The organism is Fulverythrobacter ferritrahens (genome assembly GCF_020539485.1).
Classification (GTDB): domain Bacteria; phylum Pseudomonadota; class Alphaproteobacteria; order Sphingomonadales; family Sphingomonadaceae; genus Andeanibacterium; species Andeanibacterium ferritrahens.
Genome location: NZ_JACDXU010000002.1, coordinates 201,727 through 215,643, shown reverse-complemented (window position 1 = coordinate 215,643; position 13,917 = coordinate 201,727). Strand labels below are relative to the sequence as shown.

The window sequence follows — 13,917 nt, the reverse complement described above, 5'->3', positions numbered from 1 at the left end:
AGCAATCCAGGGCCTCACGCCGTGGATTGCTTCCACTCCCCACAATGACGAAGTGGATTTGGGCGGCATGGCGTTCTAAGCGTCGCCAATGACCAGTTTCACACTTCCCGGCTTCGACCTCGCATCCTTCGTTCGCGCCACTCTGGATGAGGATCTGGGCGTGGGCCTGCCGGGCGGCGGGCATGACGTTACCGCCGAAAGCGTAATTCCCGCCGATGCCCTCTTTTCCGGCGTGATGGACAGCCGCGATCCGATCGTAGTGGCGGGCCTGCCCATCGCCGCTGCGTTCTTCCGCCTGCTCGACCCGGAAATGGAAATCGAAATCCTTGCCGCAGAAGGCGCAGAAGTACCTGCCGGGTCAGACATCATGCGCCTTTCGGGCAACGCCCGGGCGATGCTGACGGCAGAGCGCAGCGCGCTCAACACGGTACAGCACCTTTCCGGCATCGCCACCATGACGCGCGACTTTGTCCGCGCCATGGGCACCGCGAAGGCCAAGCTGCTCGACACACGCAAGACCATTCCCGGCCTGCGCCATCTGGAAAAATACGCCACCCGCATGGGCGGCGCGCAAAACCATCGCATGGGCCTGTGGGACGCAGCGATGATCAAGGACAATCACGTCCTCGTCGCAGGCGATGTGGGAGAAGCGGTGCGCCGGGCACGCGATGCGGGGGTAAAGGACATCATCTGCGAAATTGACCGGCTCGACCAGATCGAACCGGCACTGCAGGCCGGTGCCAGCCATCTGCTGCTCGATAATATGAACCCCGAAACCCTGCGCGAAGCCGTTGCCATGGTCGCCGGACGGGCCGCAACGGAAGCTTCCGGCGGCGTAACGCTCGCCACTATCGGCGCCATCGCGGCCAGCGGGGTGGATTACGTCTCGGTCGGGCGCTTGACCCAGAGCGCCCCGGCCGCCGATATCGGGCTCGATTTCACGCCCTTATGAAAACGCGGCGCCCGGCCTCGATCCGGCTGTTCGCGGTGCTGTTTCTCGTGCAGGCGAGCTGTTCCTTTATCGACGGAATGCGGGACCTCCATCGCGAGGCAGATTATCTGGAAATCTGGCTCCCCGGATTGCGCCTCGATCACGACGCCATGATCGTGATCCTGTCCGCCCGCCTTTCCATTGCCCTGATCCCGATTTCGCTGATCTGGTTCCTGCGCGCCAAATTCGCCCGCTGGCTTGTGACGCTGATGGCCTTGGGAAGCCTCATCAGCATTCCGACCGCCGCCGCCATGGGACTGCTGTCCCCTCTCTGGCTTGCCGCCATGGTGCTGAAGCCGCTGGCAGTCGCACTCCTCTTCACCCGCTCAGCCCATGGCTGGTTTACCCGAAGGACTGGCGATGCCAAGCTGCTCGCTTAGGGGTGGGGTTCTCATCATCGCCGCCGCCGCCTTGGCCGCGCTTCCGGGCGCGGCACTGGCGCAAGCCTATCAATGCCGCGTCCCCGGCGCAGCCTTCAACATTCCCAAACCGGTGCCCGATGGGCCGGCCAGGCAGGCCGCCCCAACGCACTATACGCTCGCCCTCAGCTGGTCCCCCGAATATTGCCGCACCCGCAAGGCCAAGGCTGCCGACAATTTCCAGTGTGGCGGCAGAAACGGCCGTTTCGGCCTCGTCCTGCATGGGCTGTGGCCGGAAGGAAAGGGCGGTAACTGGCCGCAATGGTGCCCCACCAAGCTTCAGGTAACCCCGCAGATCGCCCGCCAGAACCTGTGCATGACGCCATCTGCCGCACTGATCGCCCATGAGTGGGCCAAGCATGGCTCCTGCATGGCAAAGCGCCCGGAGGCCTATTTCAAGACTGCACGTGGCCTATGGTCCTCGCTCACACTGCCCGACCTTGATCGCCTCTCGAAACAGCCCGGCCTGACTGCCGGGGCGATTCGTCAGGCCCTGGCAGACGCTTCCCCGGCCTTCACGCCCGACAAGATCGGCGTGCGGCTGAACAAGGGAGGGTGGCTGGAGGAAATCCGCCTTTGCTACAACAAGGCCTTTCGCCCAACCCGCTGCACCAAGGCGCAATTCGGCCCGGCGAACCAGGTGCCCGCAAAGATCTGGCGTGGATTGTAGAGGGGATTGTAGAGGGGATTGTAAAACGCCGCCTATCGCCGCGCGGCAAAGAAATCCCGCAGCAACCCTGCCGCCTCATCCTCGCCCATGCCGGAATAAACATCGGGCCGGTGGAGGCACTGCTTCTGCTCGAACACCCGCGCACCATGTTCCACCGCGCCGCCCTTGGGATCGGGCGCGGCATAATAGAGCCGGGCGATTCGGGCGTGGGAGATAGCGCCCGCGCACATGGGGCAGGGCTCCAGCGTGACCCACAATTCGCAGCCTTCCAGCCGCTCTGCCCCCAGGGCCTCGCTCGCCCGGCGAATCGCCAGCAGTTCGGCATGGGCGGTGGGGTCTTTCAGCGTGCGAGGGGCATTATGCGCCTCAGCAATCACGCGGCCATCCTTGACGATCACCGCCCCGATCGGCACTTCCCCGGCGGCCGCTCCTTCACGCGCCAGCGCCAGCGCGCGGGCCATCGGGTCTGGAAGCGGCCATCGGGTCATGCCCGGATCGCTACCCCGCAACGTCGGGGATCGCAACCGGGGCACGATCAAGGGCCGGGATTGCTTGACGATTCGGAGCTTGGCCGCTATGCGCGCCGCTTTCCGGGACATCCCGACAGCAATTCGAACGAGAGAGAACCATGTCGCGCATCTGCGAACTGACCGGCAAGGGCCGCCAGGTTGGCCACAATGTGAGCCACGCCAACAACAAGACCAAGCGCGTCTTCCTGCCTAACCTGCAGAACGTCACGCTGCTGAGCGAAAAGCTGGACCGCAGCTTCAAGTTCCGCGTGTCGACCCATGGTCTGCGTTCGGTCGAGCACAATGGCGGCCTCGACAACTGGCTGCTCAAGACCTCGGACGAAAAGCTCAGCCCGCGCGCCCTCAAGGTGAAGCGCGAACTGAAGAAGACTCAGGTCGCCGCCTGATTCTTCGGCCCTGCGGGGCCAGCCAATCCAGAGCATTGCAAAAGCGCGCGGCATCCCCGCGCGCTTTTTCGCGTCTCCTGTTCTGGTGTGAAGATCTGACCGTTTAGGTCTCGCTTGAGGGCACAGGCCAGGACAGGCGCAGCAACACGTTATGTTGCAGCAATTCGCCTGCATTATCGTCAGAGATAATCCACAAGGTCAGCGGTGCCCCATCCTCGCCGCCCGTCACTTCCAGCCCTTCATAATTGTCGAGCGGGAAAGGCCGCTCGATCGTCCCAACCTCCCGCCAGGGCCATGGTTGACCGGCGCGAATCCGGGCCGGATCGGCCAACACCAGTTTGGCCGTGAAGCGCGGCGGCAGCAGCCCTATCCCGCGCAGCAGGATCAGCACACGCCCATCGGGCAATTGCTTCATATCCGTGGGCAGATAGCCTTCAGGCGGAGAAAACAGAAACTCTTCAGGCACCGCCCCTTCCACCGGATCGCCGGGAAAGAGCAGGGCAGGGCTACCCTTCGCCTTCCATGAAAGCGCCGATTCGGCCAGCACCAGAAAACGCCCATCATCCAGTCGCAGCAGGGATTCCGGGCCGCCATTCCCCTGCCAATGGCGCATCGCAGCTGGCTGGACCACCTTTGCGCCGGACAAGTCCGCTTCCAGGCGAATGATGGCGTTGCGCCCTTCCAGGCCCAGCCAGATGCGTCCCGTTTTTGGGTCGGCAGTGGCCGATTCGATATCCTGCATCTGCTTGAAATCACCCGCACCCGACAAAGCCCGGCCGATTTCCACGCTGCCCCGCCGACCGGGCAAAGGCGCGCGCAGGAAGCCTCCCTGATCGCTGAAGGAAAGGAACCAGCCATGGGTAGCAAGCAGAGCCGAATAGGAGCCGAACTGGGTGTTGGGGCTCTCCATCCGCCAGGCGCCGGTTATGACGGGACTGCCGCTTCCCCCGATCCGCGCTTCCTCACCCGTGGGAACAGGCAGGCGGAGATAGGCCATGCTCTGGCTGTCATCGGACCGTGGGGGCCCACTGCGCCACACGATCCCCGGAGCGAGGCCGAGCGCAAGCGCGAGGGCGAGGACAACGCGGGACGGGCGGCGCATGAATGCCTCAGGGCATCGGGCCGAGGAACAGCAGCGGATCGAGCCGGGAATCGAGCCATTTGAGGCTCCAGTGCAGATGTGGCCCGGTGGCCCGCCCGCTCATGCCGATCTTCCCGATCACCTGCCCCTGCTTCACATGGTCACCCTCTTTCACCGCGATTTCCGAACAATGGAGGAAGGCACTGTTCAGGCCATTGCCATGGTCGATCATCAGCAGATGTCCTTCCAGGCTCAAGGGGGTTTGCGCCGCGAGAATCACCACCCCATCCGCCGGCGCGACAAAAGGTGTGCCGCTGGTGCCGGTGGAGATATCGAGGCCGGAATGATAGCTGCCCGGTTCACCCCGATAGATGCGCTGGGAACCGAAACGCCCGGAAATGCGGCCTTTGGCGGGCCAGACGAAGCTCTGCCGCCAGCCTTCCGCATCGGAGCGTATCTGGCGCGCGGCAGCGATCCGGGCCAGTTCGGGCTCGCGGATCTTCATGAAATCGGCGCCCGTGCCGCCAGGGGAGCGGGCGACGTTGACGTGTTCGATATTCCACTTGCGCGGGGATATGGCGATCTCCCGCTCGATCACCCGGTCGTCGGCAAGGCGTACGCTTAACCGGGCACTGGTGCCTGCATCCCTGTCAAAAGCGGCGAAGAAGGAACCGTCCGCTGCGAAGGGAAAGGGCTTGCCGTCCAGAACCGCTTCCACCGTGTTGGCGGGCAGCGTGCCCCGCATCCAGCCACCCTGGGTCAGCTCACCCCCAAATTCGATGCTGGCGGGCAGGGGTTGCACGACCGGCAATGCCACCGGCAGGGGCGAGGGTTCAGGCGCGGGAACTGCTGGAGGCAGGGAAGATGCAAGGGGCGGGGGCCCGCCATCTCCGCAACCGGTCAGCAGGAACAACGCCGCAAGAAAGGAGGCGCGGCGGCCCGCCTTCACGCCTGGCCCAGCAGGCGGCGCGTGGCGATTTCCGGGCTGGCATAGGCTTCCTGCCGGTCCACGCTCCAGTACCGAAGCGCTTCGAGCGGGATTTCCTCGCCAGTAACGGCGCAGATCACGAACTTGCCCGGCTTGGCGACGCGAAAGCCGTTGGGACCGTAAATGAGAGTGGCGGGGTTTCCGCGCGATGACATCAACATGGGCCTGCCTCTAACAATCCTGGGCCGTCAGAACAATTCCGCCTGTTCCCCCGGCGAGGATTTGCCCGATTTTGACGGGCGTTTCGCCGCTGGAGGCGGAGTATCGCCTGTCGATACTTCCAGCTTCCCATCCTCGAATTCCAGAGTGAGAAGCGCATGCCGCCGGGCATCCGCAGCCGTTTTCACAACATGGCCAGAACTATCGCTTACCAGGACATAACCGCGCCTTAACGGGGCGCGAGGGTCCAGCTGCAGGCGCAGGCGATCCAATGCATCGAGCTTGTCCTGCCTCTGGGCCATGGGGCGCGTGAGCAGGGCGGGGGTGAGCCTGACCGAGGCCAGCTGCAGGTGCCCATCTGCCTGCCGCGCCCGGTCCGCCAGGCCGCGCCTGAGCCGTTCGCCCAGATCGTCAAGCCGCTGCGCCGCCTGCGCCGCCAGCACTTCCGGCCGGGGCAGGCGGGCCACGCGCGCTTCCAGCCGCTCCCGGCCCAGTGACACGGGACGCAGGATCGCACGGCGTTTGCGCAAGGCGAATTCATCCAGCGTGGCGGCCAGTTCAGCTCGCACCGGCACGGCCATCTCGGCAGCGGCAGTGGGGGTAGGCGCGCGCCGATCAGCCGCGAAATCGGCGAGGGTGGTGTCCGTCTCGTGCCCCACTGCCGAGATCACCGGGATCGAACACTCGGCAATGGCCCGCACCACGATTTCTTCGTTGAAGCTCCACAAATCCTCGATCGAGCCGCCGCCGCGAGCCACGATCACGAGATCGGGCCGGGGAACGGGGCCACCAGGCGCCAATGCGGAGAAGCCGCGAATCGCAGTCGCGATCTGTTCGGCCGAGCCTTGCCCCTGCACCAGCACCGGCCACACGAGCACATGGCTGGGGAAGCGATCGGCCAGCCGATGGAGAATATCGCGAATCACCGCGCCGGTGGGCGATGTGACCACTCCGATAGTGCGGGGCAGAAAGGGCAGGGGGCGCTTGCGTTCGGGGCGGAACAGCCCTTCGGCCTCCAGCCGGGCCTTGGTTTTCTCCAACAAGGCCAGCAGCGCGCCTTCGCCCGCGATTTCCATGCTTTCGATCACGATCTGGTAGGAAGACCGGCCCGCATAGGTGGTGAGCTTGCCCGAAGCGACCACTTCGATCCCGTCTTCCGGGCGGAAAGCCAGGCGTTGCACGCTGCCGCGCCACATCACGGCATCGATCTGGGCATTCTCATCCTTGAGGCGGCAGTAGAGATGGCCCGAAGCCGCCAGTTTCACCCCCGAAAGCTCGCCCCGCAAGCGCACGAAGCCGAAGCGATCCTCCACCACGCGCTTCAATCGGGCCGAAATCTCGGTGATGGAGAGCGGCTCGGCGTTGTCCCCGGGGTTGCCGCGCGCTACGAGACCGGCCTGAACATCGTCGTTAATGAATGAAGGGCCGGACATGAATATCCTTTTGCTGGGGTCGGGCGGACGCGAACATGCGCTGGCTTGGAAGCTGGCGCAATCCCGCCTGATCGCTTCGGAAGGGGGCGTGCTCTATGCCGCGCCCGGCAATCCCGGCATAGCCCAATATGCCACGCTGCTGTCCTTGGACGTGACGGACCATGCCGCCGTGATCGCGCTCTGCGCGGAAAAAGGCATCGGACTGGTAGTGATCGGCCCTGAGGCTCCGCTGGTGGACGGGCTGGCTGACAGCCTGCGCGGCGAAGGCATTCCCGTATTCGGGCCCAGCAAGGCTGCCGCGCAGCTGGAAGGCAGCAAGGGCTTTACCAAGGATCTGTGTGAACGCGCCGGGATTCCCACTGCGGGCTATGTCCGCACCAAATCGCTGGCCGAGGCTCTGGAAGCACTGGGCCGCTTCAAGCCGCCTTATGTGCTGAAGGCGGATGGGCTGGCTGCGGGCAAGGGCGTGGTCATCGCGGAAGACCTGGCGACTGCCGAGGAAGCGCTGGCAGATATGTTCGGCGGCGCCTTTGGCGAGGCCGGGGCCGAGGTGGTGATCGAGGAATTCCTGACCGGCGAGGAAGCGAGCTTCTTCGTGCTGACTGACGGCGCATCGATCATGTCGATCGGTTCCGCACAGGATCACAAGCGCGTGGGCGATGGCGATACCGGGCCGAATACGGGCGGCATGGGCGCCTACAGCCCGGCACCTGTCCTGAACGCGGCGTTGCGCGGCGAAGTGATCTCGCGAATCATCGCCCCCACCGTGAAGACCATGGCGGATGAAGGCACACCCTATTCCGGCGTGCTTTATGCCGGGCTGATGCTGACGCCAGAAGGGCCGAAGCTGATCGAGTATAATTGCCGCTTCGGCGATCCTGAATGCCAGGTGCTGATGCTGCGTCTCGATTCGGATCTGGGCGAACTGCTGCTGGCCTGTGCGGAAAATCGCCTGGGCACAATGGAGCCAGCCAAGCTTTCCCCTCGCAAGGCGCTGACGGTGGTGATGGCTGCCAATGGCTATCCGGCGGAACCCGAAAAGGGCGGAGCCATCCGGAATATCGAGGCAGCAGAAGCCGGCGGCGCGAAAGTGTTCCATGCAGGCACCACACTGGACGCCGAGGGCAATCTGGTGGCCAATGGCGGGCGCGTGCTGAACGTCACGGCGCTGGGCGATACGGTGAGCGAAGCCCAGTCTGCCGCCTATCGCGCGGTGACGGCCATCGATTTCCCCACCGGCTTCTATCGCCACGATATCGGCTATCGCGAAGTGGCCCGCGAGGCCGCACGCGAACGCCTGGGCTGATTTTACGCCATTGCGGGCCCCATGCTCGCAATGGCGATAATTCATGCCGCGCCCGAAGGCGCGGCACCAAATCTTCCTATTTAACCGAAACGCTTCTGCATCAGCTCGGCCAGATCGGCCTCGGGCCGTGCGCCATAATGGGAAATGATTTCCGCAGCAGCGACCGCGCCCATTTCGAGGGAGCGGGTCAGGCTTTCGCCCCGCACATGCCCGGCCAGGAAGCCCGCCGCGAACAGATCGCCCGCGCCGGTGGTGTCGACCACTTCGTCGATCGGCTCTGCCTTCACTTCCGCGCGTTCATCGCCAGCGATAGCCACCGCGCCTTCGGCGCTGCGCGTGACGACCAGCAAGGGAACCTTGGGAGAAAGCGCGGCGATGCCGGCTTCCAGATCGTCCTCACCCGTCAGCGCGGCCAGTTCGTGGTGGTTGGCGAACAGGATATCGATCAGCCCGTCGTCGATCAGCGCCTGGAAATCGGCGCCATGCATATCGATCACGAAGACTTCGGACAGGGTGAAGGCCACCTTGCGGCCGGCAGCCTTTGCCGCCTCGATCGCCTGCCGCATCACGGCGCGAGGCTCGACCGGGTCCCACATATAGCCTTCAAGATAGAGAACCGCCGCATCGGCCACCGCATCGACATTCAGCGATTCGCGGGGGAGATAATGCGACGCCCCAAGGAAGGTGTTCATCGTGCGCTGCCCATCGGGCGTGACGAAAATCAGGCAGCGCCCGGTAGAGGGGCTGCCGGGGCGCGCGGGCACATCGAAATCGATCCCCACTGCGCGAATGTCATGCGCGAAGACTTCCCCCAGCTGATCGTCCGCCACCTGGCCGATAAAGGCGCATTGCAGCCCCAGCGCGGAAAGCCCTGCCAGCGTATTGGCAGCCGAACCGCCGGAAATCTCCCGCGCGGGGCCCATTGCCGCATAAAGGTCGCGCGCGCGATCATCGTCGATCAGCGTCATGCCGCCACGTGCCATGCCCAGTTCGACGATCAGCTCCTCGTCACAAGGGGACATCACATCGACAATCGCATTACCGATGGCAATCACGTCATAACGGGGCTTGGTCATGGAAATCCTTTGTCCGAATTAGCGCTCGCCCTGCCGAATGAAGCACCGCAGCAATATGACGGCGGCAAAGGCGCCGTTGACTTGCCGCGCCGGGCGCGCAATCGCAAGCCCGATGGCAGCCATCCTTTCCGCAATGTTGCGCGCGCTGGGCCAACTCGCCGATCCGCGCATCCTGCGCCTGCTGGCCAAGACGGCGGCGGTCAGCCTTGTGCTGTTCATCGTGCTGGGCTGGGCAGGCTGGATCGCGCTTGACTGGCTGCTCGCCTGGGCGGGCTTGCAGGATGCCGCCTTCACCAGGGCCGGAGGTGTCCGGGGCGTAGTATCGCTCGCCATAACCCTGATCGCCGGGTGGCTGCTGTGGCGGGTGATCGCGATGGGCGTGATCTCATTCTACGCCGATGAAGCCGTGCTGGCGGTGGAAGCTCGCTATTATCCCGACGCGGCCTTGCGCGCGCGCGACCTTCCCTTGCACCAGCAACTGACGACCAGTCTTGCCGCGATGGGCCGCGCGCTGATCGCCAATCTGATCGTTCTGCCTTTCGCCCTGGCATTGCTGGTAACCGGAGTAGGCACAGCCCTGCTGTTCTGGGCCGTAAATGGCGTGCTGCTGGGCCGGGAATTGTCCGACATGGTATGGCTGCGCCACCGCCACGCAGAAGGCGCGCCCGCGCCCCTTACGGCGGCGGAGCGTTTCGTGCTGGGCGGGGTTACCGCTGCGCTGTTGGCCGTCCCCTTCGTCAATTTCCTTGCCCCGGTTCTGGGCGCGGCCAGCGCGGCACATCTGATTCACGCCAGGGAGAAAGCGCTCAATGTCCGGTCTTAGGTCAATGCCCCGTCAGAGACAGATGTCCCGTCAGGGTTTTGCCGGGCTCGCGCTGGTTTCCATGCTGGCGCTGCTGCTTACGGCCTGTAGCGGCACCGTGCCGACCCCGCGCAGCAAGCCGCAGCCCGCCCCGGGGAAGGATACTCGCCCGCCCGTTCAGTATGAAGTGGTTCCCCGGCCCCGTCCGGAACCGCAGGTCATGCATATTCCGGGGCTGGAAGGCGTAATCGGCGCCAATGCCGCCGCGTTGCTGCGCCAGTTCGGCAAACCCCGGCTCGACCTGTTCGAGGGTGATGTCCACAAGCTGCAATTCTCGGGCAAGGCCTGCGTGCTGGACATCTATCTCTATCCGCCGAGGGGCGGCGGCGATCCGGTAGCCACACATGTGGACGCAAGGCGCGGAAGCGACGGGCAGGATGTAGACCGCGCATCCTGCGTGGAGGCGCTTCGCAAGCGGTAAGAAGACCCCTGGAGGTCAGACCGTAAAGCTCTCCCCGCAGCCGCAGGAACCCTTGGCATTGGGATTGTCGAACACGAAACCGGCGGAGAAATCATCCTCCTTCCAGTCCATCGTAGAGCCGACGAGATAGAGCACGCTGGCACCGTCGATAAAGAAAGTGCCGCCGGGCGTTTCGATCCGCTCGTCGAACGGGACGGCCTCGTTCACGTAATCGACCGAATAGGCGAGGCCCGAACAGCCCCGGCGCGGAGTGGAAAGCTTCACACCGATCGCGCCTTCGGGCGCGTTCTTCATCAGTTCGGCGATACGCGCCTCTGCACCGGGCGTAAGCAGCACGGCGGCAGGGCGTTGGCGGGTCGGTGTCTCGGTCGTCATAGCATTCCAAGCTCCAGCCTGGCTTCGTCGCTCATCTTGGCCGGGTCCCATGGCGGATCCCACACCAGATTGACTTCGGCATCGCGAATTCCCGGCACGGCGCCCACGCGCAGTTCCACTTCGCCCGGCATGCTTTCGGCCACCGGGCAATGCGGGGTAGTGAGCGTCATGGTGATCACGGCATCGCCATCTTCCGACAGATCCACACCGTAGATCAGGCCGAGATCATAGATGTTCACCGGGATTTCCGGATCGTAAATATCCTTCAGCGCGCCGATCACCGATTCGTACAAGGCGCCGCCGGGCTCACCCGCGCCGGTGCCTTCCGGCTTCTGCGCGAGGAAGCCTTCGAGATAGTCGCGCTTGCGCTCGAGCTTGTCCACAGCGCTCTCTGCAGGCGGTGCATCGGGTGTGTTTTCCAAATCCACACGCGCACGCGGCGGCGTGTCCACGCTGGTAACTTCTTCCACGGTGAAGCCCTTTTCCGCTTCCTCGCGTGCGGTCATCGACATCAGGCGAAAATCCTCTTGGTCCGTTCGATACCGGCCAGCAGGGCCGCAATATCGCTTTCATCACTGTAGAGCCCGAAGCTGGCCCGCGCCGTGGCGGGCACACCCAGGTGATCCATCAGGGGCTGCGCGCAATGGTGCCCGGCCCGGATAGCCACACTGCCCCCACCATTCGGCGCCTCATCCAGAATCGTGCCCAGATCATGAGGGTGAATGCCATCCAGCATGAAACTGACGATCCCGGCCGAACGCTCCGGCCCGAACAGGGTGACATTGTTCATCGCGCGCAATTCACCGCGCAATTTCGCCACGAGTTCACGCTCATGCGCTTCGGCGACATCAAGCCCGATGGCGGAAAGATAATCCACCGCCGCGCCGAAACCGATGGCCTCGGCAATAGCGGGAGTGCCAGCCTCGAAACGCTGAGGGGCAGGGGCATAGGTGGTCCGCTCGAACGTCACTCGCTCGATCATCGCGCCGCCGCCCTGATAGGGGGGCATATCCGCCAGAATCGCGCGGCGGGCCCACAAGGCGCCGATACCCGTGGGGCCATAGAGCTTGTGCGCCGAGAAAGCGTAGAAATCGCAGCCCAGAGCTTCAACATCCACTTTCAGCCGGGGCACGGCCTGGCACCCGTCGAGCAGGATTTTCGCGCCAACCGCATGGGCCAGCTTAACCGCACGGGCGGCATCGAGTTCTGAACCCAGCACATTGGAGACATGCGCGAAGGCTACCAGCTTGTGAGCGGGCGTCAGCATGGCTTCCGCCGCGTCCAGATCGATCTGGCCATCCTCGGTCAAGGGGCAAACATCGATCACTGCACCGGTGCGCTCTGCCGCAAACTGCCAGGGAACTATGTTGGAATGATGTTCCAGCACCGACAGCAGGATGCGGTCGCCCTGTTTGAGGTTCGCGATTGCCCAGGTCGCCGCAACGAGATTGATCGCCTCGGTCGCGCCGCGGGTAAAGACGATCTCGTCCTCCTGCCCGCCGATAAAGCGGGCCACCTTGCGCCGCGCCTCTTCATAAGCGAGCGTCATTTCGGCGGAGCGGGAATAAACGCCGCGATGGACCGTGGCGTAATCTTCCCCCAGCGCGCGGGACACTGCCTCGATCACGGCTTGCGGCTTCTGCGCCGTAGCCGCCGTATCCAGATAGTGCCATTCACCACCATCCGCGTTCAGCAAGCCCGGGAAATCGGCCTTGCGGGTAAGGGTTTCGGTGGTCACAGCGCCTCCTCCCCCAAGGCGGCAAGCGCCTTTTCCAGCATCTGCTCGCGCATGTCTCCATCCTCGATGGCCGCGAAGGCATCGGCCACGAAGGCGCGGATCAGCAGCTTGCGCGCCGTTTCAGGCGGGATGCCGCGTGCCGCCATGTAGAAAGCCGCCGTCTGGTCCAGCGCGCCGATGGCCGCGCCATGGGCGCATTTCACATCGTCGGCGTAGATTTCGAGTTCCGGCTTCGTGTTGGCCGAAGCCCCCTTTTCCAGCAGGATCGCGCGGAAATTCTGGGCCGCATCGGTTTTCTGCGCATCGCGCACCACTTCGATCCGGCCAAGGAAATTGCCGGTGGAGCGGCCCCATTGCACCGCGCGCACCGTCTGGTTGCTGGTGGCATAGGGGTGAGCATGGACCACGCGAGTGACGAATTCCTGCCGGGTATCGCCCCCGCCCAGGGTCACGCCGCCGAATTCGAAATGCGCGCCTTCTTCCAGCGTCACTTCCACTTCGGCGCGGGCATAGGGCCCAGCAGCATTGATGCAGAACAGGGCGAAACTGCCCCCGCGCCCGACATGGACGCGCAGCCGTTCGACACCGGCAGCGACTTCGCGCGTTTCGCTGATTGCAGCGCCTGCCGGCACGTCAACTTCGCGCCATTGAGCGAGCGCCACCGGATCGGCAGCAGCCAGCCAGTCGGGATCGGCATAGCGCCAATCTTCTTCACGCGTGGAGAGCGCGCCGCGCATCAGGCAACCGCCTCGTAACCCTGCTCTTCGAGTTCGAGCGCGAGTTCCGGCCCGCCCGTCTTCACGATACGGCCCTTGGCGAGCACATGCACGACGTCAGGCTTCACGTAATCCAGCAGGCGCTGGTAGTGGGTGATCAGCAGCACAGCCTTGTCAGGCGCGCGCATGATCGCATTGATGCCTTCGCCCACGATGCGCAGGGCATCGATGTCGAGGCCGCTGTCGGTTTCGTCCAGCACGGCAAAGGACGGGTCGAGAATGCCCATCTGGACCATTTCGGCGCGCTTCTTCTCGCCACCCGAAAAGCCGACGTTCACCGGGCGCTTGAGCATATCCATGTCGAGGCGCAGCAGCCCGGCCTTTTCCTTGGCCAGCTTCAGGAACTCGCCGCCCGAAAGCGCCTCTTCCCCGCGGCTCTTGTGCTGGGCATTCACGGCCTCACGCAGGAACTGGGCAAAGCTGACGCCGGGAATCTCTACCGGATATTGAAAGCCCAGGAACATGCCGGCAGCGGCCCGCTCATGCGGTTCAAGTGCCAGCAGATCCTGCCCCTTGAAGGTTACGGAGCCCTGGGTCACTTCATAGCCCGGACGGCCGCCCAGCACATAGCCCAGCGTGGACTTGCCCGCGCCGTTGGGCCCCATGATCGCATGCACCTCGCCCGCGCCCACTTCCAGGGTGAGCCCGTTGAGGATCTGCTTGCCGTCGATTTCGGCGTGGAGGTTTTCAATCTTCAGCATGGTCT

General features: G+C 64.3%; 18 protein-coding genes. 7 read left to right on the top strand and 11 right to left on the bottom strand.

The window, feature by feature from the left end:
- The first annotated feature begins 88 nt into the window (after positions 1 to 88).
- From nadC to H0274_RS09210, 3 genes are read left to right on the top strand one after another with little or no spacing between them, the layout of a single operon-like run.
- Positions 89 to 952 (top strand): carboxylating nicotinate-nucleotide diphosphorylase, encoded by an 864-nt coding sequence (nadC, locus tag H0274_RS09220; RefSeq protein WP_226794866.1) that lies wholly within the window; start codon positions 89 to 91, stop codon positions 950 to 952.
- The gene (locus H0274_RS09215; protein WP_226794864.1) at positions 949 to 1,371 is read left to right on the top strand and encodes a hypothetical protein; all 423 of its coding nucleotides are present in this window, start codon (positions 949 to 951) and stop codon (positions 1,369 to 1,371) included. Before nadC ends, H0274_RS09215 begins: the two co-directional genes overlap by 4 nt.
- Complete coding sequence (locus tag H0274_RS09210; protein WP_226794862.1) at positions 1,325 to 2,080, top strand: ribonuclease T2; 756 nt, start codon at positions 1,325 to 1,327, stop codon at positions 2,078 to 2,080. The genes H0274_RS09215 and H0274_RS09210 overlap by 47 nt, the downstream gene beginning before the upstream one ends.
- A gap of 32 nt (positions 2,081 to 2,112) precedes the next feature.
- Here the strand turns inward: H0274_RS09210 and H0274_RS09205 are convergent, their stop codons facing one another.
- A complete protein-coding gene (locus tag H0274_RS09205; protein WP_226794860.1) occupies positions 2,113 to 2,568 on the bottom strand; it encodes a nucleoside deaminase in 456 nt (151 codons plus the stop codon).
- 140 nt (positions 2,569 to 2,708) lie between these two features.
- On the opposite strand from H0274_RS09205, the gene rpmB reads away from it, so the two are divergent.
- Positions 2,709 to 2,996, top strand: a complete 288-nt coding sequence (rpmB, locus tag H0274_RS09200) for a 50S ribosomal protein L28 (protein WP_226794858.1) — start codon at positions 2,709 to 2,711, stop codon at positions 2,994 to 2,996.
- Between the two features lie 103 nt (positions 2,997 to 3,099).
- Here the strand turns inward: rpmB and H0274_RS09195 are convergent, their stop codons facing one another.
- The 4 genes from H0274_RS09195 to xseA all read right to left on the bottom strand — a co-directional run bounded on the left by H0274_RS09195 (position 3,100) and on the right by xseA (position 6,657).
- On the bottom strand, positions 3,100 to 4,098 hold the full coding sequence (locus H0274_RS09195) for an esterase-like activity of phytase family protein (protein WP_226794856.1): 999 nt from the start codon (positions 4,096 to 4,098) through the stop codon (positions 3,100 to 3,102).
- 7 nt (positions 4,099 to 4,105) lie between these two features.
- A complete protein-coding gene (locus H0274_RS09190; protein ID WP_226794854.1) occupies positions 4,106 to 4,894 on the bottom strand; it encodes a M23 family metallopeptidase in 789 nt (262 codons plus the stop codon).
- 128 nt (positions 4,895 to 5,022) lie between these two features.
- Complete coding sequence (locus H0274_RS09185) at positions 5,023 to 5,226, bottom strand: DUF2093 domain-containing protein (RefSeq protein ID WP_226794852.1); 204 nt, start codon at positions 5,224 to 5,226, stop codon at positions 5,023 to 5,025.
- A 27-nt stretch (positions 5,227 to 5,253) separates the two neighbouring features.
- A complete protein-coding gene (gene xseA, locus H0274_RS09180) occupies positions 5,254 to 6,657 on the bottom strand; it encodes an exodeoxyribonuclease VII large subunit (protein ID WP_226794850.1) in 1,404 nt (467 codons plus the stop codon).
- On the opposite strand from xseA, the gene purD reads away from it, so the two are divergent.
- Positions 6,656 to 7,963: a phosphoribosylamine--glycine ligase gene (purD, locus tag H0274_RS09175; RefSeq protein ID WP_226794848.1), complete on the top strand. Its 1,308-nt coding sequence runs from the start codon at positions 6,656 to 6,658 to the stop codon at positions 7,961 to 7,963. The two genes, xseA and purD, sit on opposite strands and share 2 nt — an antisense overlap.
- Before the next feature lie 80 nt (positions 7,964 to 8,043).
- Here the strand turns inward: purD and H0274_RS09170 are convergent, their stop codons facing one another.
- On the bottom strand, positions 8,044 to 9,039 hold the full coding sequence (locus tag H0274_RS09170) for an adenosine kinase (protein ID WP_226794846.1): 996 nt from the start codon (positions 9,037 to 9,039) through the stop codon (positions 8,044 to 8,046).
- A 112-nt stretch (positions 9,040 to 9,151) separates the two neighbouring features.
- On the opposite strand from H0274_RS09170, the gene H0274_RS09165 reads away from it, so the two are divergent.
- Positions 9,152 to 9,862: an EI24 domain-containing protein gene (locus H0274_RS09165; RefSeq protein WP_226794845.1), complete on the top strand. Its 711-nt coding sequence runs from the start codon at positions 9,152 to 9,154 to the stop codon at positions 9,860 to 9,862.
- A 22-nt stretch (positions 9,863 to 9,884) separates the two neighbouring features.
- The gene (locus H0274_RS09160; RefSeq protein WP_226794843.1) at positions 9,885 to 10,322 is read left to right on the top strand and encodes a hypothetical protein; all 438 of its coding nucleotides are present in this window, start codon (positions 9,885 to 9,887) and stop codon (positions 10,320 to 10,322) included.
- A gap of 15 nt (positions 10,323 to 10,337) precedes the next feature.
- Here H0274_RS09160 and H0274_RS09155 read toward each other — a convergent pair whose 3' ends face one another.
- Genes H0274_RS09155 through sufC form a run of 5 tightly spaced genes read right to left on the bottom strand, consistent with a single transcriptional unit; the run spans position 10,338 to position 13,912 of the window.
- Positions 10,338 to 10,697 carry a HesB/IscA family protein gene (locus H0274_RS09155; protein ID WP_226794841.1) on the bottom strand — a complete coding sequence of 120 codons (360 nt, stop codon included), beginning with the start codon at positions 10,695 to 10,697 and terminating at the stop codon, positions 10,338 to 10,340.
- On the bottom strand, positions 10,694 to 11,203 hold the full coding sequence (locus H0274_RS09150) for an SUF system Fe-S cluster assembly protein (RefSeq protein WP_226795692.1): 510 nt from the start codon (positions 11,201 to 11,203) through the stop codon (positions 10,694 to 10,696). The genes H0274_RS09155 and H0274_RS09150 overlap by 4 nt, the downstream gene beginning before the upstream one ends.
- A gap of 5 nt (positions 11,204 to 11,208) precedes the next feature.
- A complete protein-coding gene (locus H0274_RS09145) occupies positions 11,209 to 12,435 on the bottom strand; it encodes an aminotransferase class V-fold PLP-dependent enzyme (protein WP_226794839.1) in 1,227 nt (408 codons plus the stop codon).
- Positions 12,432 to 13,172, bottom strand: coding sequence for a SufD family Fe-S cluster assembly protein (locus tag H0274_RS09140; protein ID WP_226794837.1), 741 nt, complete (start codon positions 13,170 to 13,172; stop codon positions 12,432 to 12,434). The genes H0274_RS09145 and H0274_RS09140 overlap by 4 nt, the downstream gene beginning before the upstream one ends.
- A complete protein-coding gene (sufC, locus tag H0274_RS09135) occupies positions 13,172 to 13,912 on the bottom strand; it encodes a Fe-S cluster assembly ATPase SufC (protein WP_226794835.1) in 741 nt (246 codons plus the stop codon). The genes H0274_RS09140 and sufC overlap by 1 nt, the downstream gene beginning before the upstream one ends.
- Positions 13,913 to 13,917 lie beyond the last annotated feature (5 nt).

What these genes read in the sequence shown, in the direction of transcription:
- nadC (WP_226794866.1), top strand. Translation starts at nt 89, where the DNA reads ATGACCAGTTTCACACTTCCCGGCTTCGACCTCGCATCCTTCGTTCGC.
- H0274_RS09215 (WP_226794864.1), top strand. Translation starts at nt 949, where the DNA reads ATGAAAACGCGGCGCCCGGCCTCGATCCGGCTGTTCGCGGTGCTGTTT.
- H0274_RS09210 (WP_226794862.1), top strand. Translation starts at nt 1,325, where the DNA reads ATGGCTGGTTTACCCGAAGGACTGGCGATGCCAAGCTGCTCGCTTAGG.
- H0274_RS09205 (WP_226794860.1), bottom strand. Translation starts at nt 2,568, where the DNA reads ATGACCCGATGGCCGCTTCCAGACCCGATGGCCCGCGCGCTGGCGCTG.
- rpmB (WP_226794858.1), top strand. Translation starts at nt 2,709, where the DNA reads ATGTCGCGCATCTGCGAACTGACCGGCAAGGGCCGCCAGGTTGGCCAC.
- H0274_RS09195 (WP_226794856.1), bottom strand. Translation starts at nt 4,098, where the DNA reads ATGCGCCGCCCGTCCCGCGTTGTCCTCGCCCTCGCGCTTGCGCTCGGC.
- H0274_RS09185 (WP_226794852.1), bottom strand. Translation starts at nt 5,226, where the DNA reads ATGTTGATGTCATCGCGCGGAAACCCCGCCACTCTCATTTACGGTCCC.
- purD (WP_226794848.1), top strand. Translation starts at nt 6,656, where the DNA reads ATGAATATCCTTTTGCTGGGGTCGGGCGGACGCGAACATGCGCTGGCT.
- xseA (WP_226794850.1), bottom strand. Translation starts at nt 6,657, where the DNA reads ATGTCCGGCCCTTCATTCATTAACGACGATGTTCAGGCCGGTCTCGTA.
- H0274_RS09170 (WP_226794846.1), bottom strand. Translation starts at nt 9,039, where the DNA reads ATGACCAAGCCCCGTTATGACGTGATTGCCATCGGTAATGCGATTGTC.
- H0274_RS09165 (WP_226794845.1), top strand. Translation starts at nt 9,152, where the DNA reads ATGGCAGCCATCCTTTCCGCAATGTTGCGCGCGCTGGGCCAACTCGCC.
- H0274_RS09160 (WP_226794843.1), top strand. Translation starts at nt 9,885, where the DNA reads ATGTCCCGTCAGGGTTTTGCCGGGCTCGCGCTGGTTTCCATGCTGGCG.
- H0274_RS09155 (WP_226794841.1), bottom strand. Translation starts at nt 10,697, where the DNA reads ATGACGACCGAGACACCGACCCGCCAACGCCCTGCCGCCGTGCTGCTT.
- H0274_RS09150 (WP_226795692.1), bottom strand. Translation starts at nt 11,203, where the DNA reads ATGACCGCACGCGAGGAAGCGGAAAAGGGCTTCACCGTGGAAGAAGTT.
- H0274_RS09140 (WP_226794837.1), bottom strand. Translation starts at nt 13,172, where the DNA reads ATGCGCGGCGCGCTCTCCACGCGTGAAGAAGATTGGCGCTATGCCGAT.
- sufC (WP_226794835.1), bottom strand. Translation starts at nt 13,912, where the DNA reads ATGCTGAAGATTGAAAACCTCCACGCCGAAATCGACGGCAAGCAGATC.